Genomic DNA, 16,580 nt, shown 5'->3' with positions numbered 1-16,580 from the left:
GGGAGACGTATGAAGAAAATAGTCTTTACAGGTGGCGGTTCGGCAGGGCATGTAACACCTAATTTAGCCATCATTCCACACTTACAAGAACAGAATTGGGATATTTCTTATATCGGTTCTTATCAAGGAATTGAGAAAACGATTATAGAAAAGGAAGGCATTCCGTACTATAGTATTGCAAGCGGAAAGCTACGTCGTTATTTTGATTTGAAAAATATAAAAGATCCATTTCTTGTAATGAAGGGTGTTATGGATGCGTATGTAAGGATCCGAAAACTAAAACCGGATGTGATTTTTTCAAAAGGTGGTTTCGTATCTGTACCAGTCGTAATTGGAGGATGGCTAAATAGAGTCCCTGTTTTATTACATGAATCTGATATGACGCCAGGACTAGCAAACAAAATTGCGCTCCGTTTTGCTTCGAAAATATTTGTTACATTTGAAGAAGCTGCGAAACATTTACCGAAAGAAAAAGTAATCTATACAGGATCTCCTGTACGTGAAGAAGTGCTAAAGGGAAATCGTGAAAAAGGTTTAGCATTTTTAGGTTTTTCACGTAAAAAGCCAGTTATTACAATCATGGGAGGAAGTTTGGGCGCAAAGAAAATTAATGAAACGGTTCGAGAGGCGTTACCAGAACTTCTGAAAAAATATCAAATTGTTCATCTTTGCGGAAAAGGTAATCTTGATGAAAGTTTACAAAATAAAGAAGGATATAGGCAATTTGAATATATACATGGAGAGCTGCCAGATATATTAGCGATAACAGACTTTGTTATTTCACGTGCGGGCTCTAATGCCATTTTTGAGTTTTTAACATTGCAAAAGCCGATGGTTTTAATTCCGCTATCGAAATTTGCAAGTCGTGGAGATCAAATACTAAATGCAGAGTCTTTTGAAAGACAAGGATATGCTTCCGTATTGTATGAAGAAGATGTGACTGTGAAATCTCTTATAAAGCATGTTGAAGAATTAAATCAAAATAATGAGATGTATAAAACAGCTCTAAAAAAATATAATGGAAAAGAAGCAATTCAAACAATCATTCAACATATTTCAGAGGCATGATGAAACAATCATGTCTTTTTTTATAGGATGAAAGATTCCAAGGATTGATATTTTTATGTTACAATAATGAATGGATTAGTAGGGAAATTCCAATTAATGAAGCGTGAAAATACGAATGGATTAGGAGTGACTGTGTTGGAGCTAAGTCTCTATGAAAATACTGCACTTATTATATGCTTTGTGTTGTACGTTGGTAGTGTTATTGTTTATATTTCAAGGAAATTTTCGCAAGAAAGAGAACTTGAAAAATCAGAAATAACAGCTGAACTAGAAATGTTAGCTGATGAAAGTTATAAAAAGAAAAAAATAAAAGAAGAGCATGAAGAATCCCATCATTTAAACGCAAATAAGTTTTAAAGATGGGGATTTTTTTTGAAGTCGTTCTTTATTATGTGTATAGCAAGTAACGCTAAAAGGAGTTTCCCATACATAATGAAGGAGTGTATATAAATGAATTTTTATGTCGCCTCAGGATTCCAAAATAAACATCTTGTACGTTCTATAGCAAATGAACTGAAACATGCAGGATGGCACCATACATATGATTGGACAAGAAACGAAAGAGCAGTGAATCAAGATCAATTAAGAGAAATTGGTCAGGCAGAAAAGAATGCTATAAAAGAAGCGGATGTCTTTTTACTTATATTAGATGGCGGAAACGGGAGCCATACAGAGTTTGGAATGGCGATTGCGCTAGAGAAAAAGATATATGTATACCATGAAAGCAACCCGCTTCAAACAACGTTCTATCATTTGCCAGAAATAAATATTTTTGAAGGAGATGCAACTGAATTTGCATCTTATGTTATGGATCACGTGAAATAATAATAACTGTCTAAAAGGTTATAAAAGTGATCTTTTGGGTACAGTGATGATAAGAAACGTATATAAAGGAGTATATAATATGAAATTAGAAAATGGATGGGAAACGAGCTTTTTAGAAGTCGTACAAAATAGTGAGTTTAAGAAAGATGCACTTCTTAGTCAATTGCTTTGTGAGGATAGTGAAGAAGTTGAGGAGCTTGTTGATGATTATGGTTATGAAGAAATTATTGACCGCGAACATGATGAGGAATTAGCTGATATTTTAGGAGAAGAACTTTTTAGTGAGATGGAACGATGCGTATTCTTATCTACACAGCCAGAAGAAAAACTTATTTCATTCGTAAATGGATTAGGTTTTCACGTGTTAGATTGGATCGTTCTTCTTGAAACAGAATTTGGAATTGATAGTGCAAACTTTACGTCGGACGCCGTGAAAATGTTAGAAAAGCGTTTTAGACAGTTTCCATACATAGAAGATAAAACAATTTTTGATATGACATTTGGAGAAGCAATGGATGTATTACAATCCATTACAGGATTACAACTGAAGGAAAAGATGAACGTATAATGTAAAAAAAGAACGTGAGGCTATCACGTTCTTTTTTTTACATTATAATAATTTTGTCATCTAGTTTTGTCTGTCCGCTAAGAAGTGCGTTTAAATATTCCACTTTTCTTATACAGGCCTGTATATGTCTTTCAACCTCTTGCAACTCTGCTTGGTGATGTGTTTCAATCGGATGAATTTGTACGTTGAATTTTTCAAATTGACTACTATATGTTATTTCTGCATAGCCGCTCATAATATCCATTTCGTTATGAAATAAAAATTGCTTCGTTTTGTCACAGAATGATACATTCTGAAAGCCATATACTTTTAGTGCTTCAATTACCTTTTTTATCATTTTTGTATTCATTTTTTAACCCTCTTTACGAAGTTCTACTTCTATAGTATAACATAAAAAATTACATAGAAAGCGCTTCCAAGTGTATTTTATTATAAACTTTACGTTTCAACCACAAAAATGAAACAAAGAAAAAATAATTGTAAAGAAGGAAGGACTCTTTTATTGTTTCGTCATATATATAGAGAAATAGTGCAATGAAAGGAAATTTTCCGAGGTGGAGATCGTATTTCCAATTTGAGCGCAGTAAAAGAGGTGAAAATCTTGAACTTTGATATTGTAGGACAAAAAGCATATATAAAAGATGGACCGCATCGGAACCGAATTGGAATTGTAAAGAAAAACGAGACAAAATTAGAATCGCAGTTTGCTATTGTAATTGGAGAACAAATCATTGATGTAGACCTAAAGGATATCGTGTTAGTTGGAGTAGACGTAGGACAATTTCATAAATGGTGCGAACAAAATGGTTATTTGTGAAAAGGACGGGCTGTGAGATAATGAAATATATTTGAGAGAAGAGAATATGTTATTGTATTCTCTTTTTCTATTTGTAAGGAGACAGAAATGAAGTATAAAGAACGAGATTTTACATTGGAGTTAAAAGAGAAGATTCAATGCATGGAGAAGGAAATAGAGAGAATATCATTTAAACTTTTTAAAGATTATTCACATTTGTACATAGAGAAAAACATGGAATTATTTATAGAACTCATCAGAGATAAAGAATATCCTTTTGAAACAGGATATTCTTCATCCGTTTCGATAGCTGTATTAGATGAAGAAGGGAAGATGATTGAATTTTATACAGTTCCTATCTGGGAATGTTGTAATTATTTTTTAGGAGTACCGCTTCAAATAAGGCTTTGGGGAAGTAAGTTAAGTGGTGAACTTGTTGATGAATCTTATTGTGAGATAGAAGAGGAGTTAAAGGAGCGCTTGAAAGAGTTTTTACAGTTTGCAGATGAGGAATAATAGTTAGTCTTTAGTTTAAAACTAATAGTTATTAAAAAATGAAAAACGGTATATTTTCGTTATATCTATACGTGATGCCTTATGTATAAAAGACAAAGAGAAAGATGAAAAGAACTAAAAAAGGCCGCTAACAGTTTTTGTTAGCGGCCTTTTCATTATGAAGCAATTTCACCAGTTTTTGTATCATCTTGATTGTACGTATCTTGATCTAATTCGCCAAGCCATTTACTAGAAATAAGACCTGCTGTCATAGAACCACTCACGTTAAGAGCTGTACGACCCATATCGATTAATGGTTCAACTGAGATAACAAGAGCGACAATACCGATTGGTAAGTTCATTGTAGATAGTACGATTAACGCTGCGAACGTTGCACCGCCACCAACACCGGCAACACCGAATGAGCTAATCGCAACGACAGCGATTAAAGTTAAAATAAATTGTGGTTGTAATGGATCGATTCCTACCGTTGGAGCGACCATCATTGCAAGCATTGCTGGATAAATACCTGCGCAACCGTTTTGCCCGATAGATACTCCAAATGATGCTGCGAAGTTGGCAATCCCTTCGGAAATACCAAGCTTTTCTTTTTGCGCTTCAATATTTAATGGCATTGCACCAGCACTCGAGCGAGATGTGAATGCAAATGTTAATACAGGGAATACCTTTTTTAAATATTGAATTGGATTTAAACCAGATAGAGCAATTAATAATAAGTGGATAACGAACATTACGATAAGTGCTACGTAAGACGCTAACACGAAGTTACCAAGTTTTAAAATAGCATTAATATCGCTACCAGCAACTGTTTTTGCCATAAGAGCTAATACGCCGTATGGAGTAAGACGTAAAATTAATGTTACCATACGCATTACGATTGCATATACAGCATCAAGCATTTTCTTAAATAGTTCTGCTTGTTCTGGATATTTTCGTTTTACACCGATAAAGGCGATACCGATAAAGGCTGCAAATATTACAACAGAAATTGTTGATGTTGGACGAGCGCCTGTTAAATCAAGAAACGGATTTGTAGGCAATAGTTCTAATAATTTATCTGGAATTGTTGTTTTTTCAATAGAAGTAAATCTTTCTTCAACTAGCTTCAGACGAGCAGATTCTGCATCACCTTGTTGCAGGCCTGTTGCTGATACATCAAATCCTGCACTTGCAGCGATACCGACAGCTGCAGCGATTCCTGTAGTAAGAATTAAAATTCCGATAATAAGACCACTAATTTTACCAAGGTTTTTCGTTAACTGTAATTTTGTAAAGGCTGAAATAATAGATACTAAAATAAGTGGCATAACGATCATTTGAAGTAATTTCACATAACCGTTACCGATTAAGCCAAACCAAGTATTTGATTCAATAATTATTTTAGAAGTTGGCTCATAAATAAATTGTAAGATAAGACCGAATATAATTCCGACTCCTAAAGCAGTAAATACACGTTTATTAAAAGATACATGCTTACGTTGCATATAATATAATACGCCAACTAAGATGAGCATGACTGCAACGTTAATTCCGACAAGCAGTGTATTCATGTTGATTCCCCCTAATTCCAATCTGTTATATAGAATATAAGGTAATAAAACCTATAAGTCAACTAGGAAATTGCGGAATTAAAAAAAAGATGGCAAAATGCCATCTTTAATGTCCAGCTCCAGGGACAAGTAAGAACGTCGTGTAGTATGTAAATCCTATGAAGAAAACAGTTAAATATGCCCCAAATACGTATATATACATACGCTCTGTTAAATTTAAATAGCTTAAAAGTACGAAGAATCCTGTTTGTCCTAAAAATAGTAGTGCGGTCGAATGCATATCCCCTACGTAAAACATAACCGAGAAAATTCCAGTCCAAAAGCCGAGAACGCGAAACATGCGCTCCATGCCATCTCCCTCCTTTTCTAAAAAAAGTAAACCTCACTTCATTATAGTTTATTTTTCTTACTATTGTAAATATTCGTTCATATAAAAAGAAGCCAATTATAATTGGCTTCTTTTTATATGAGAAAATTAAATTGTTAGTTTATAATTACAAGATTTACATCCATCTAGTAGACTGTCATTTCGTGTTAATTCCGTGTTAGGGAATAGGATTTCAAAAATTCCTTTCATCATATCTCCGTGCATATTACAAATCTCAGTTGGATGATGAACAGCAACTTCTTTAAATGGACAATTGTGTACATCATAGAAAATTTTCGTTCCATCTGCACTTAATTCAAATGCAGGTGATAAGCCAGCTGTTGAGAAAGCTTCTTTTGCAATTTGAACTTTTTGCTCGACTGTTAAAGCATCTTCATTCACATTTAAACGCAGCATATGTTGTTGCATTAATTCGGCTCCGAACTGTTTTCCAGTTTCGTATAGCGCTTTTTCACCAGCAGCGCCAAGACTAAGTAAAGAATTAAATGCGATTCTTGCTAACAATTGATAATCACGGAATGGAAATTGTAATTGAATCACATCTTCAGATAATACATATAATCTGCTTGGTCGTCCGCCTTTTCCAGTTTTCTTCGTTTCAGATTTCAGCATATGAACATCTTCTAATTTAGATAAATGTAAACGCGCTACGTTTGGATGAATGTCAAACTCATCTGCAATTTCTTGTACAGTTACGTAACTATGTTTTTGAGAAATATATTTATAAATGTAATAACGAGTTGGGTCAGATAATACACCTGTAATTTTTAAAGCTTGTTCCATGAGGATCTCCACCTTTATCACTTTATCCAAGATAATAACATTATAATACAGATAAACTTTCATATAGGTAATTTCAGACAATAATTCGGAAATTGTTCATAATTTCACAAACATATTTTTCCTTTTCCCTCTGGTGAAAATACAAAAATGCTGATTTTTCTTATAAATTTTTTCATGCTATATACATAGTGGGGAGGGAAAAATGATGAATGGAATTGAAAGCTTTGCGAATACGATTTTGAAAGAAGCGTGCAGGGTACAAGCTTCGGATTTACATATTGTACCCCGGAAGAAGGATGTAGCGGTTCAACTGCGTATAGGAAAAGATTTAATGACGAGATATTGTATCGAAAAGGAATTTGGAGAAAAACTTGTTTCACACTTTAAATTTTTAGCATCCATGGATATAGGGGAGAGGCGGAAGCCACAAAATGGTTCACTGTATTTACAAATGGATGGGCAAGAAGTATATTTACGCCTTTCCACGCTACCAACTGTATATCAAGAAAGTCTCGTTATTCGTCTTCATTTACAAGCATCTATTCAGCCGTTATCTCATCTTTCGTTATTTCCAAGTACAGCGAAGAAACTACTCTCTTTTTTACACTATTCACATGGGTTACTCGTATTTACTGGACCAACTGGTTCTGGAAAGACAACAACAATGTATGCATTGTTAGAGGTAATTAGAAAAAAGAAAACACGTCGCATCGTTACACTGGAGGACCCAGTTGAAAAAAGAAATGACGATGTATTACAAATTCAAATAAATGAAAAAGCAGGTATCACATATGAGGCAGGATTAAAGGCTATTTTACGTCATGATCCGGATATTATTTTAGTCGGTGAAATTCGTGATGAAGAAACAGCGAAAATTGCTATAAGAGCAAGTTTGACTGGACATTTAGTAATGACGACACTGCATACGAATGATGCGAAAGGGGCGATACTCAGGTTCATGGATTTTGGTATAACGAGGCAAGAAATTGAACAATCTTTATTGGCTATAGCTGCACAACGACTTGTCGAATTGAAGTGTCCGTTTTGTAAAAGAAAGTGCTCAACTTTATGTAAATCAATGAGGCAAGTAAGACAAGCGAGTATTTATGAGTTGTTATATGGATATGAGTTAAAACAAGCGATTAAAGAAGCAAACGGGGAATGTGTCACATACAAGCATGAAACATTAGAATCTTCAATACGAAAAGGATACGCTTTAGGATTTTTAGAAGAGGATGTGTATGTTTAAGAAAATATGGAGTTTAAGTGATCAAGTAGTATTGCTGAAACGATTAGGAGAACTATTAGAAAAAGGATACTCCCTTTTACAGGCATTAGAATTTTTACGGTTTCAATTACCTTTAGAAAAAAAAGTACAATTACAGCAAATGATTGATGGATTAAAAGATGGAAAAAGTCTACACGATTCTTTTCATCAATTAAAGTTTCATCAGGAGATGTTAAGTTATTTATTTTATGCCGAGCAACATGGTGATATTTCTTTTGCATTGCAACAAGGGAGCGCACTTCTTTATAAAAAGGATAAGTATAGGAAAGATATGATGAAAATCATGCAGTATCCTATGTTTTTGGCGTTCTTTTTAATAATCATGATGTGGATTTTTAATCGCATTTTATTGCCGCAGGTTGACATGGTATATAGTTCATTTGGTTCTACAGCATCGTTATTTACAGAACAAATATTAAGTGCAATTAAGCTACTACCCTATCTTATTTTTAGCATTATTTTTATCGTTATGATTGGCTGTAGCGTATATATATTTTACTTTCGGAAACTCCCGCATATTCAGCAGGTAAAATTTAAACTTCGTATCCCCCTCGTAAAAACATTTCTTATTTTAAAGCATTCACATTATTTCGCCACTCAATTGAGCGGTTTATTACACGGTGGACTATCAGTACTTGAGGCTCTAACAATAATGATGGAGCAAAAATATCATCCGTTCTTTCAGTATGAAGCGGGCCGAATTGAACGCCAATTAATTGCGGGAGAACCGTTGCAATCTATTATTGCTAAAAGTGGATATTATGAGGAAGAACTTTCTTATATTATTACGCATGGACAAGTAAACGGCAATTTGGCGATTGAATTAGGTGACTACAGCGATCTTATTATGGAAAAGATGGAGCAAAAAGTTAAACGTATGTTAGTGATCATTCAACCAATTTTATTTACGTGTATTGGAGGAATAGTCGTTCTTATGTATTTAGCGATGATTATGCCAATGTTTCAAATGATGAATTCTATTTAGGGGGTGTTTACATGCAGAATGAGGAGGGATTTACTCTTTTAGAAATGTTATTAGTTATGGTCGTCATAACTGTATTATTACTATTAATTATTCCGAATGTAGTTACACAGCGCTCATCCGTCGAAGGAACAGGATGTAAAGCCTATGTGAAATCTATAGAAGCTCAAATACAGGTATACCAATTACAGCATAACAAAATCCCCTCGCTAAAAGAGTTAAGGGATGGAAAATATATTACAGCTGATGAGTGTCCGAATGGTGAATCCATTCATATTTCAAATGATGGCACAGTAACAACTGGGAAACTGTGAAACAAAAAGGTTTTACTCTTTTAGAAATGCTACTCGTTCTATTTGCAATTTCTGTACTAAGTATGGTCACGTATTTTAACGTACATTCATTACATGAAAAACAAAAAGTCGACCAATTTTTAAGACAGTTTTCAAATGATATTTTATATATGCAACAATTAGCGATAAATCGTCAAAAACACTATACATTACGATGGCATAAAGATAGACATACGTATTATATAGGAGAGCTAAGTACGAATCTTACTATCATTAAAAGAGAATATGATAGCGATATACAAATTGATTTGAATACTTTTCCAAATCCGATGACATATAATCCGAGTGGAAATATTAATAGAGGTGGCACGATTTTACTTTCGTATCGAAGTTATAAATATGAGATTGTATTTCAGCTTGGAAGAGGGAGATTTACGTATCGTGAAATGTCAAAAAGGGTCAGTGATAGCTGAGATGCTTGTAGCGTTAAGTATAGTAATGATGGCAGTGTCTTTACTACTTCCGCAAACAGTATTGATTATGCAAGAACGAAAAAATATACAAATTCGTTATAAAGCATTTGTATTATTAAAAAGAGAAGCAGCTTTATATATGTATGAGAATGGTGCGAAACAACAGCAAGAAAAAGTCATAAACGGGAATGTATATTACACATATTGGGGAGGAAATGAAGTTTGTGCTATGTGGAAAGATGTGAAAGGAAGAATGGTGGAACAATGCTTTTATGCAGGAGAACAAATAAATTAGAAGTTGGGTTTACATTAATAGAAATGATCGTATGTTTTTTTCTGTTATCACTGTTCTTTTTACTCTTGCCACGTTTAAATTTTATTGGGATAGAAAATAACCAATCAAAAGGATTAAATAATTGGGAATGGGATGTGTTTTTAGGACAAGTACAGTTAGAGTTTCGTGAAGTATCTTTTGTAGAAAAAGTAGTCAATGAAAATAAAGATAGTCTTTTGCGCTTCCGCCTTCGCACTGGAGATGAAGTGACGTATGAAAAATTGAATAATCATCTGATAAGAAAAGTAAATATGCGCGGAAGAGAAATTATATTACAAAATGTTGGAATGGTTTCGTATGAAGTAACACCTCATTTGCTTTTTATAAATGTGAAAGATAGGAGTGGGAAAATATATGAAGGTGTAGCTGTAAGGTATAGTGAAATGGAAATAAATATATGAGAAAACAAGATGGATTTACGATGCCAGGAACAATCATTTTTCTTGTATTATTAACTTCATTCTTTGTATACGAAACGAATATGTTACTTATAGATAAAAAATTTTATATTGAAATAGAGCAAAAGTTTGTAATGGAGGAACTACTAAATCGATCGATTACAAGTATAAAAAAAGACTTACAGCAAAAAGAAAAGGAAGATACATTTTTCTTTCAATATGAAAAGGGCGAAGCAAGTGGAAATTACGTTTTTGAAAGCGACGATATACTCGTTTCGTTGCAGTGCAAAATAAAGCAGGAAGTTTTCTATAAAGTAAGCTTCCGGTATAGAAAAAAAGATGAGAAAATATTCGATTGGATAGAAGGATAGTCTGTGAAATATACGGATAAAAACCATAATTTCTCATTTTAAAACAGGCTGTCTTTTCAAAGGAAATGGATAAATAAAACAATTGAAAGTTTAAATTTTCTCAAAAAAGAGAAAGGTAGAAAGAATATGATATATTCAAGCTATCCAAACATATTTTTTTAGGGAGAATAGGGAAATGACAAATAACAATCAAATAGGTGAAAATAAGGAACAAACTATTTTTGATCATAAAGGAAATGCAATTATGACAGAAGATAGGGAAATACACATTATTTCAAAATTCGAAGAACCTCTTATTGTCGTGTTAGGAAATGTATTAAGCGATGAAGAATGCGATAAATTGATTGAATTGTCTAAAAGCAAGTTAGCACGTTCTAAAGTTGGTTCATCACGTGATGTAAATGATATTCGAACGAGTAGTGGTGCATTTTTGGACGATAATGAACTTACTGCGAAGATTGAAAAACGAATTTCATCTATCATGAATGTTCCTGCGTCGCATGGAGAAGGATTACACATTTTAAATTATGAAGTGGATCAACAATATAAAGCGCACTATGATTACTTTGCGGAACATAGTAGATCAGCTGCTAATAATCGTATTAGTACGCTTGTCATGTACTTAAATGATGTAGAAGAGGGCGGAGAAACGTTCTTTCCGAAACTAAATCTTTCTGTGAACCCTAGAAAGGGAATGGCAGTATACTTTGAGTATTTTTATCAAGACCAATCATTAAATGAGCTTACGTTACATGGAGGGGCACCTGTAACGAAAGGTGAGAAATGGATTGCAACGCAGTGGGTAAGAAGAGGCGCTTATAAGTAAAAGCGTGTATGAAACGTTTTGTTCTTCATTATATAAGAAGAACAAAACGTTTTTTTATTAAATAATGTAATCATTCGTTATAATAACAAATAATAACGGATGATTGAGAGGAACGAACATGAAATCTATATACATAACCGGTTATATGGGAGCAGGGAAAACAACAATTGGAAAAGCGTTAAGTAAAGAACTTCATATGGATGTTGTCGATACAGACCAAAAAATTGAAGAGAAGCAGGAGAAGGCGATTCGTGATATTTTTGCTGAAGAAGGTGAAATGGCTTTTCGCAAATATGAAAGTGAAATGTTACGTTCACTACCGAGTTGTAATGTAATTATTACAACTGGTGGCGGCATCATTGAACGAGAGGAAAACCGAAAGTGGATGAAGGAAAATGGAACTGTCGTGTATTTATATTGTGATCCACATGTAATTGCAGAAAGGCTTCGTGAAGATACGACACGTCCACTATTTCAGAAGAAAGATATAGAGGCATTTGTGATGAAATTTGAATCGCGCCGAGCTTATTATGAAGAGGCTCATATTCATATTGATACGACGAATAAGTCTGTAAAGCAAATTATGAAGGAATTCAAAGAAAAGATTAATCAATAAAAAAGTGGACATACTAATCAAGTAGAGGTGATGATAATATGTCTACTAATGATTATGTTCGCTTTGTGACACAGCAGTTTGTGTCGTATATGGATGCTCCAAAAGAAGATCGTAAACAAAAGAAAGAACAACGCCGTGCTGAAAAAGAGCCATTTATGAATAAGTGGTTTGGTGTTATGCCGCTAAGTGCTGCTTTGTTTTATCGAAACGTAAAAGATAAAAGAAAAAAATCAAGTTAACGATTTCGTAATATGTGTAGCGAAATAAAAATCCCCTAGTAGTATGATGCTACTAGGGGATTTTTATTTACTGTACGGATTCTTTTTCTTCTGTAACGGCATGTATTTTATTGTTCACCCAGACAAATCCAATTCCGATACAAATGGAAATGCCCCATCCAACAGCGGTCATAATCGCTCTCATTTCACCATAGCCATCTACACCGAAAACAGAGATGAAATAAATTTTTAAGAAGCTTTTTAAGATGAATTGCAGCCCGAAAAATAGCGTTAAATATTGTAGAGCCGGGTAGATACGACTATCACGATACAGTTCACGACTTTTATCGCGGTCATGGCCTTGCAGTGCGGCAATATCTGCTGCGAAATATAACATAAGTGGTTTTTTTATAAAAATTGAACATATGACGATAATACCGAGTACGATGTGATAATACGCATCGTTCCATAACATTCGTTCAGCTGATCCAGATAATAGGTCTACCGTTGTATTAGAAATGAGTGTAATTAAAATAAAGAACCCTGTTACGTTAAACTGTTTTTCTTTTTTAAAGGTATACAGTGTATAAATAATCCCCGGAACAGAGGAAAGTAACATCGCGTAATAAGGATCGATATAAGGTTTTGCAAATTTCCAAATGAGGAATGGGATTACGAGATAAAAGACAAGATCTAATATAGCTTTTTTATTTTGATTCATATAGGGCCTCCTTAAGTCATACATATATTTTATAATATAATTTCTGAAAATTGTATAAGGTTTAATGGGAAAAGAAAAAATATATCGCTTTTTGAGGGATTAGTAGATTGAAAAAATTGCCCCTAGCGTAGTAAGTTTTTTTAGTATATAATAAAGGAAACGCTTTCATTTTTAGTTTGTTCACAAAATGGACGGAAAATCACATATTTACTATCGATATGTTGCTTTATAATGAAACTAATTAAATATACATGCATACAATATTGTGAAATAAATAACATAAATAATCTATATAAATGTAAACGTTATCAAAAGAGAGAGGTGGAGACAATGAGTAAATTTTTCTTCAATCATAATCCAGCAACAGTAGAGGATGGAAGGCTTGTTAAATATGCTGAAATTATTTATGGAGAAGGTGGCCGTTCTGTATTAGAAAATTTAATGGTGAAGGCATCTATCAGATTGCGTGATCGTTATCCGAATAAATCTGACGAGCAGATCTCGAACCTAGTAAATAAAGGCATCCATGATATGTTTCAAAAATATGTGAGTGAGTAAGAGTAGCCAATGGCTGCTCTTATTTTTTTGTATAAGGATTGTATCTCTAGCTGAAAATAAGGGTGTATTTTGAAAGATATAAAAGGAGTGAAACAGATGAGCAATGGAATTGGCCGTTCAAAAGAAAATCTTCCAACTGATGCAAATCATGTGAGTGCAAAGGATCGTGCGCATCAAAAACGTATGGCAAAGCAAAAACAACAAGAGCGTAATAGCGATAGAGGATAACTCAAAGTAAAGCTCCTTCTAAAGCAGAAGGAGCTCTTTTAAGATAAAAAATGATTCGCGGTAACATAAAAAAGTCCACCGTTAATAATTTGCACTGTAATACGTGGCTCGTATTGTTCTTGCAGTGCTTGTTTTTCAATTTCGTAGCTTTCGGGAAGTTCATCACTTTCTTCATAAAAACGATTTAAAAGGTCTAAATCGTGATTCCAGCGCACTCTTGCTTCTTTCGCCCACGTATGGTCATCTTCTGCAATAATATTCTTTAACGCGTCCTCTATACGTTGTAAACCGCTTTGCGGTTTAATGATAGGCGAGAGCGTAAAACAAAAGTCAGGTATTTTCGGTGTAAGTTTAATTTTAGCTAATGTTTCATGAAAGTTTGCGATCATTGTGCCAGAAATGAGATGAATCCCAATGGAGTGAAGGATGTCTTTTTTTCGATCACATTGATAGGAAACTTTAATATTTACACCGAGCCAAGGGTGGAGCGGTGTATGTGTTGCCCCGCTATGCCGTACTTCCTCATATAAACGTATGTAAGAGCCTAATTCTTTAGTCGTTTGAAAAATTTGATGAAGACGTGGTGAACCGTAGTGAATAAGCTCGCCATCGTTTTCTTCATTTTCTGGATTTGTAATAAGAGTAAGGCGCATCGGATTCGGTACGCCTCCTGTTTTCTCAAGATAGTGCCAATAAAAAGGGCGATTCATTAATAATTTATCCATCTCAATTGTTAACTGCACATCTAATAGATGAGGGGAGCGCTGTAAAATTTCACAGTTATTCGCCTCGAAAAAATTGTATAAGTAATTATGAATTTCATGTTGCTGCATAGCCTTGCACCTCAGCTTCATTTCGTTTCGCGAAGTCGATAATAGATGTTAAGTTTTCCATCTTAATTCGAATTTCTCCTTCGCTTTTTGACTGCGCAAATATTTCTTGAATGTGCGCGTCGATGTTTTTCATATTAATTCTCGTTAAAATTTCATCAAGTTCACCGATAACACGCTCAAATAAATTGATTTTTTCATATAACAGTTTCAAAATATGTTCTTCAACAGTGTGTTTTGTAGCTAAGTTATAAATATGAACATCATTCTTTTGACCAAGACGGTGAATACGTCCGATTCTTTGTTCAAGACGCATTGGATTCCATGGCAAATCATAATTGATCATATGGCTACAAAATTGTAAGTTAATCCCTTCACCACCAGCTTCAGTGGCAATTAATACTTGTGCGTGATTTTGGAAAAGCTCCTTCATCCAGTCTTTTTTCCCGCGTTTAAATCCGCCGCGGAATGGAACGGAAGAAATGCCGTGTTGTTGTAAAAACCATTGTAAGTACATTTGTGATGCTCGATATTCTGTGAAGATGACGACTTTATCGTCAATTTCTTTTATAAGCTCAAGAGCTTTATTCGCTTTTGAGTTGAAAGGAATATGATTAATTTTATCCATTAGCACATCAATATGCGGGTCTTTTATATAATGCTCATTTTCCTTCTGTCGTTTTTCTACATGTTTTTTTAATGAATAGTAAACGGCCTCACGACTACTGCAAGCTTCTCGTTTTAAAGTTAACGATGAGAAAGCGGATGTGAAGGCGTCTTGTCCTCGCCAATTTTCAATCCCGTTATACAAAGCTTGCTCTTCTTCATTAAACTCAACGAAAATTGTACGTACATGTCTTTTTGGCCAATCAATCCCGGTATTATGCCGTCGATTTCGGACCATTACTTTATTAATAAGAGCTTTTAAATCTTCATCAGATTCGGCTGAACGATTTTTTGAAGCGTAATATTCTTCAAAGTTGGATTGATTGCCTAAATGTCCTGGCTTTAATAAAGAAACAAGGTTGAAAATTTCATCGATCTTATTTTGAACAGGAGTAGCAGTTAATAATAAGCAAAATTTCTTTTTTAAACGCTGTGCAAATTCATAGTTTTTTGTTTTGTTATTTTTAAGTTTATGTGCTTCATCGATAATAATAAGGTCATATTCTAAGTTCAAAACGATATCGCGATGCGGTGAACGTTTTGCAGTATCAATTGATGATACAATCACATCGGCTTGTTCCCATGAATAGCTTTTTCTTTGGGCTACAGCTGGAATGAAAAACTTTGTATTTAGTTCGTATGCCCATTGTGATACGAGAGAGGCAGGGACGAGTATAAGCACTTTTTTCACAAGGCCGCGGACCATATATTCTTTTAAAATAAGCCCAGCTTCAATCGTTTTCCCAAGTCCCACTTCATCTGCCAGTATCGCTTTACCATTCATTTGTTCAATGACATTTTGAGCGACTTCTAATTGATGAGGAAGTGGTGTGAAATGAGATAAATGTTTCGGTGCTTGTAATCCATCGAAAGTAGGAACAAGTAACGATTTTTCTGTTTTATAAGCTAAATGATATAAATCCCAGTTTGTCCAAGGGCCATCTTCGTCAATTCTATTTAAAAAATTGTTTTGCCACGTTCGATCTACGGAAATATCGACATTCATTACGACTCTCCCACCTTTTATAATCTAAAGTAATTATTAAAAAAATCGTTATTATATAAACCTTGTAATAAGGCACTATTACACATACTAAAAGTTAAAGAATAGGCAAAGATAAAGGGTTAAATTTTGAAAGTTGTATTTAATAAGATTAAGAATAAAAAATTCTAAATTATTTTTTATGCTAGAATATTGATGAAATATAGCGAATAATGTTAGGATAATGGTGTGAAATGTGTGGAATCTTTCGTATTTTATCCAAGAAAGTGATTTTTTATTTA

General features: G+C 34.0%; 26 protein-coding genes. 18 read left to right on the top strand and 8 right to left on the bottom strand.

Translation table 11 applies throughout. From position 1 onward, the window contains the following. Positions 1–9: 9 nt before the first annotated feature. The 4 genes from murG to FOT98_RS04710 all read left to right on the top strand — a co-directional run bounded on the left by murG (position 10) and on the right by FOT98_RS04710 (position 2,461). The gene (gene murG / locus FOT98_RS04725) at positions 10–1,068 is read left to right on the top strand and encodes an undecaprenyldiphospho-muramoylpentapeptide beta-N-acetylglucosaminyltransferase (RefSeq protein ID WP_063260810.1); all 1,059 of its coding nucleotides are present in this window, start codon (positions 10–12) and stop codon (positions 1,066–1,068) included. A gap of 96 nt (positions 1,069–1,164) precedes the next feature. Next, on the top strand, positions 1,165–1,425 hold the full coding sequence (locus tag FOT98_RS04720) for a DUF3966 domain-containing protein (RefSeq protein ID WP_000817963.1): 261 nt from the start codon (positions 1,165–1,167) through the stop codon (positions 1,423–1,425). A gap of 93 nt (positions 1,426–1,518) precedes the next feature. Beyond that, positions 1,519–1,893: a nucleoside 2-deoxyribosyltransferase gene (locus FOT98_RS04715; RefSeq protein ID WP_063260811.1), complete on the top strand. Its 375-nt coding sequence runs from the start codon at positions 1,519–1,521 to the stop codon at positions 1,891–1,893. A gap of 79 nt (positions 1,894–1,972) precedes the next feature. After that, complete coding sequence (locus tag FOT98_RS04710) at positions 1,973–2,461, top strand: hypothetical protein (RefSeq protein WP_063260812.1); 489 nt, start codon at positions 1,973–1,975, stop codon at positions 2,459–2,461. Positions 2,462–2,498: 37 nt separating this feature from the next. Here the strand turns inward: FOT98_RS04710 and FOT98_RS04705 are convergent, their stop codons facing one another. After that, positions 2,499–2,810, bottom strand: coding sequence for a hypothetical protein (locus FOT98_RS04705; protein ID WP_001093241.1), 312 nt, complete (start codon positions 2,808–2,810; stop codon positions 2,499–2,501). 252 nt (positions 2,811–3,062) lie between these two features. Here FOT98_RS04705 and FOT98_RS04700 point away from each other — a divergent pair, with 252 nt between their 5' ends. Together FOT98_RS04700 and FOT98_RS04695 are read left to right on the top strand one after the other, a co-directional pair. Beyond that, entirely contained in the window at positions 3,063–3,278 is a 216-nt protein-coding gene (locus FOT98_RS04700; protein WP_001008329.1) for a DUF3912 family protein, read from the top strand. An 87-nt stretch (positions 3,279–3,365) separates the two neighbouring features. Further along, positions 3,366–3,773, top strand: a complete 408-nt coding sequence (locus tag FOT98_RS04695; protein WP_063260813.1) for a hypothetical protein — start codon at positions 3,366–3,368, stop codon at positions 3,771–3,773. 155 nt (positions 3,774–3,928) lie between these two features. Here FOT98_RS04695 and FOT98_RS04690 read toward each other — a convergent pair whose 3' ends face one another. The 3 genes from FOT98_RS04690 to FOT98_RS04680 all read right to left on the bottom strand — a co-directional run bounded on the left by FOT98_RS04690 (position 3,929) and on the right by FOT98_RS04680 (position 6,494). Further along, the gene (locus tag FOT98_RS04690) at positions 3,929–5,323 is read right to left on the bottom strand and encodes an L-cystine transporter (protein WP_063260814.1); all 1,395 of its coding nucleotides are present in this window, start codon (positions 5,321–5,323) and stop codon (positions 3,929–3,931) included. Positions 5,324–5,429: 106 nt separating this feature from the next. Then, a complete protein-coding gene (locus tag FOT98_RS04685; protein ID WP_000440714.1) occupies positions 5,430–5,672 on the bottom strand; it encodes a DUF2626 domain-containing protein in 243 nt (80 codons plus the stop codon). Between the two features lie 126 nt (positions 5,673–5,798). After that, on the bottom strand, positions 5,799–6,494 hold the full coding sequence (locus tag FOT98_RS04680; protein WP_061677379.1) for a helix-turn-helix transcriptional regulator: 696 nt from the start codon (positions 6,492–6,494) through the stop codon (positions 5,799–5,801). Between the two features lie 205 nt (positions 6,495–6,699). Between FOT98_RS04680 and comGA the strand changes: the two genes are divergently transcribed. The 10 genes from comGA (at position 6,700) to FOT98_RS04630 (ending at position 12,314) form a co-directional block, all read left to right on the top strand. Beyond that, complete coding sequence (gene comGA, locus FOT98_RS04675) at positions 6,700–7,743, top strand: competence protein ComGA (protein WP_061677380.1); 1,044 nt, start codon at positions 6,700–6,702, stop codon at positions 7,741–7,743. Then, a complete protein-coding gene (gene comGB, locus FOT98_RS04670; RefSeq protein WP_080467571.1) occupies positions 7,736–8,767 on the top strand; it encodes a competence type IV pilus assembly protein ComGB in 1,032 nt (343 codons plus the stop codon). Before comGA ends, comGB begins: the two co-directional genes overlap by 8 nt. 11 nt (positions 8,768–8,778) lie before the next feature. Then, positions 8,779–9,078 (top strand): competence type IV pilus major pilin ComGC, encoded by a 300-nt coding sequence (gene comGC, locus FOT98_RS04665; protein ID WP_061677382.1) that lies wholly within the window; start codon positions 8,779–8,781, stop codon positions 9,076–9,078. Then, positions 9,075–9,530, top strand: a complete 456-nt coding sequence (comGD, locus tag FOT98_RS04660) for a comG operon protein ComGD (protein ID WP_063260816.1) — start codon at positions 9,075–9,077, stop codon at positions 9,528–9,530. Before comGC ends, comGD begins: the two co-directional genes overlap by 4 nt. Continuing rightward, on the top strand, positions 9,523–9,825 hold the full coding sequence (gene comGE / locus FOT98_RS04655) for a competence type IV pilus minor pilin ComGE (protein WP_063260912.1): 303 nt from the start codon (positions 9,523–9,525) through the stop codon (positions 9,823–9,825). The genes comGD and comGE overlap by 8 nt, the downstream gene beginning before the upstream one ends. Then, the gene (comGF, locus tag FOT98_RS04650) at positions 9,795–10,265 is read left to right on the top strand and encodes a competence type IV pilus minor pilin ComGF (protein WP_061677385.1); all 471 of its coding nucleotides are present in this window, start codon (positions 9,795–9,797) and stop codon (positions 10,263–10,265) included. The genes comGE and comGF overlap by 31 nt, the downstream gene beginning before the upstream one ends. After that, a complete protein-coding gene (gene comGG / locus FOT98_RS04645) occupies positions 10,262–10,633 on the top strand; it encodes a competence type IV pilus minor pilin ComGG (protein ID WP_063260817.1) in 372 nt (123 codons plus the stop codon). Before comGF ends, comGG begins: the two co-directional genes overlap by 4 nt. A 175-nt stretch (positions 10,634–10,808) precedes the next feature. Further along, complete coding sequence (locus FOT98_RS04640; RefSeq protein ID WP_063260818.1) at positions 10,809–11,459, top strand: 2OG-Fe(II) oxygenase; 651 nt, start codon at positions 10,809–10,811, stop codon at positions 11,457–11,459. Positions 11,460–11,577: 118 nt separating this feature from the next. After that, positions 11,578–12,075 (top strand): shikimate kinase, encoded by a 498-nt coding sequence (locus FOT98_RS04635; RefSeq protein ID WP_063260819.1) that lies wholly within the window; start codon positions 11,578–11,580, stop codon positions 12,073–12,075. 38 nt (positions 12,076–12,113) lie between these two features. After that, on the top strand, positions 12,114–12,314 hold the full coding sequence (locus FOT98_RS04630; RefSeq protein ID WP_000106080.1) for a YqzE family protein: 201 nt from the start codon (positions 12,114–12,116) through the stop codon (positions 12,312–12,314). A gap of 67 nt (positions 12,315–12,381) precedes the next feature. On the opposite strand, the gene FOT98_RS04625 is transcribed toward FOT98_RS04630, so the two are convergent. Next, positions 12,382–13,014, bottom strand: coding sequence for a VC0807 family protein (locus FOT98_RS04625; RefSeq protein WP_063260820.1), 633 nt, complete (start codon positions 13,012–13,014; stop codon positions 12,382–12,384). Between the two features lie 140 nt (positions 13,015–13,154). Continuing rightward, the gene (locus FOT98_RS04620; protein WP_003279814.1) at positions 13,155–13,271 is read right to left on the bottom strand and encodes a hypothetical protein; all 117 of its coding nucleotides are present in this window, start codon (positions 13,269–13,271) and stop codon (positions 13,155–13,157) included. 73 nt (positions 13,272–13,344) lie between these two features. Between FOT98_RS04620 and FOT98_RS04615 the strand changes: the two genes are divergently transcribed. Then, entirely contained in the window at positions 13,345–13,572 is a 228-nt protein-coding gene (locus tag FOT98_RS04615) for a hypothetical protein (RefSeq protein WP_000032702.1), read from the top strand. A 96-nt stretch (positions 13,573–13,668) separates the two neighbouring features. After that, positions 13,669–13,800, top strand: a complete 132-nt coding sequence (locus FOT98_RS32855) for a hypothetical protein (RefSeq protein ID WP_061677393.1) — start codon at positions 13,669–13,671, stop codon at positions 13,798–13,800. 38 nt (positions 13,801–13,838) lie between these two features. On the opposite strand, the gene FOT98_RS04610 is transcribed toward FOT98_RS32855, so the two are convergent. Then, a complete protein-coding gene (locus FOT98_RS04610; RefSeq protein WP_061677395.1) occupies positions 13,839–14,633 on the bottom strand; it encodes a YqhG family protein in 795 nt (264 codons plus the stop codon). Further along, on the bottom strand, positions 14,620–16,302 hold the full coding sequence (locus FOT98_RS04605; RefSeq protein ID WP_061677397.1) for a DEAD/DEAH box helicase: 1,683 nt from the start codon (positions 16,300–16,302) through the stop codon (positions 14,620–14,622). Before FOT98_RS04605 ends, FOT98_RS04610 begins: the two co-directional genes overlap by 14 nt. Between the last annotated feature and the right edge of the window lie 278 nt (positions 16,303–16,580).

Origin of the sequence: Bacillus sp. HY001 (assembly GCF_007558965.1) — a bacterium.
GTDB lineage: Bacteria > Bacillota > Bacilli > Bacillales > Bacillaceae_G > Bacillus_A > Bacillus_A mobilis.
This window is presented reverse-complemented; position numbering and strand designations above follow the sequence as displayed.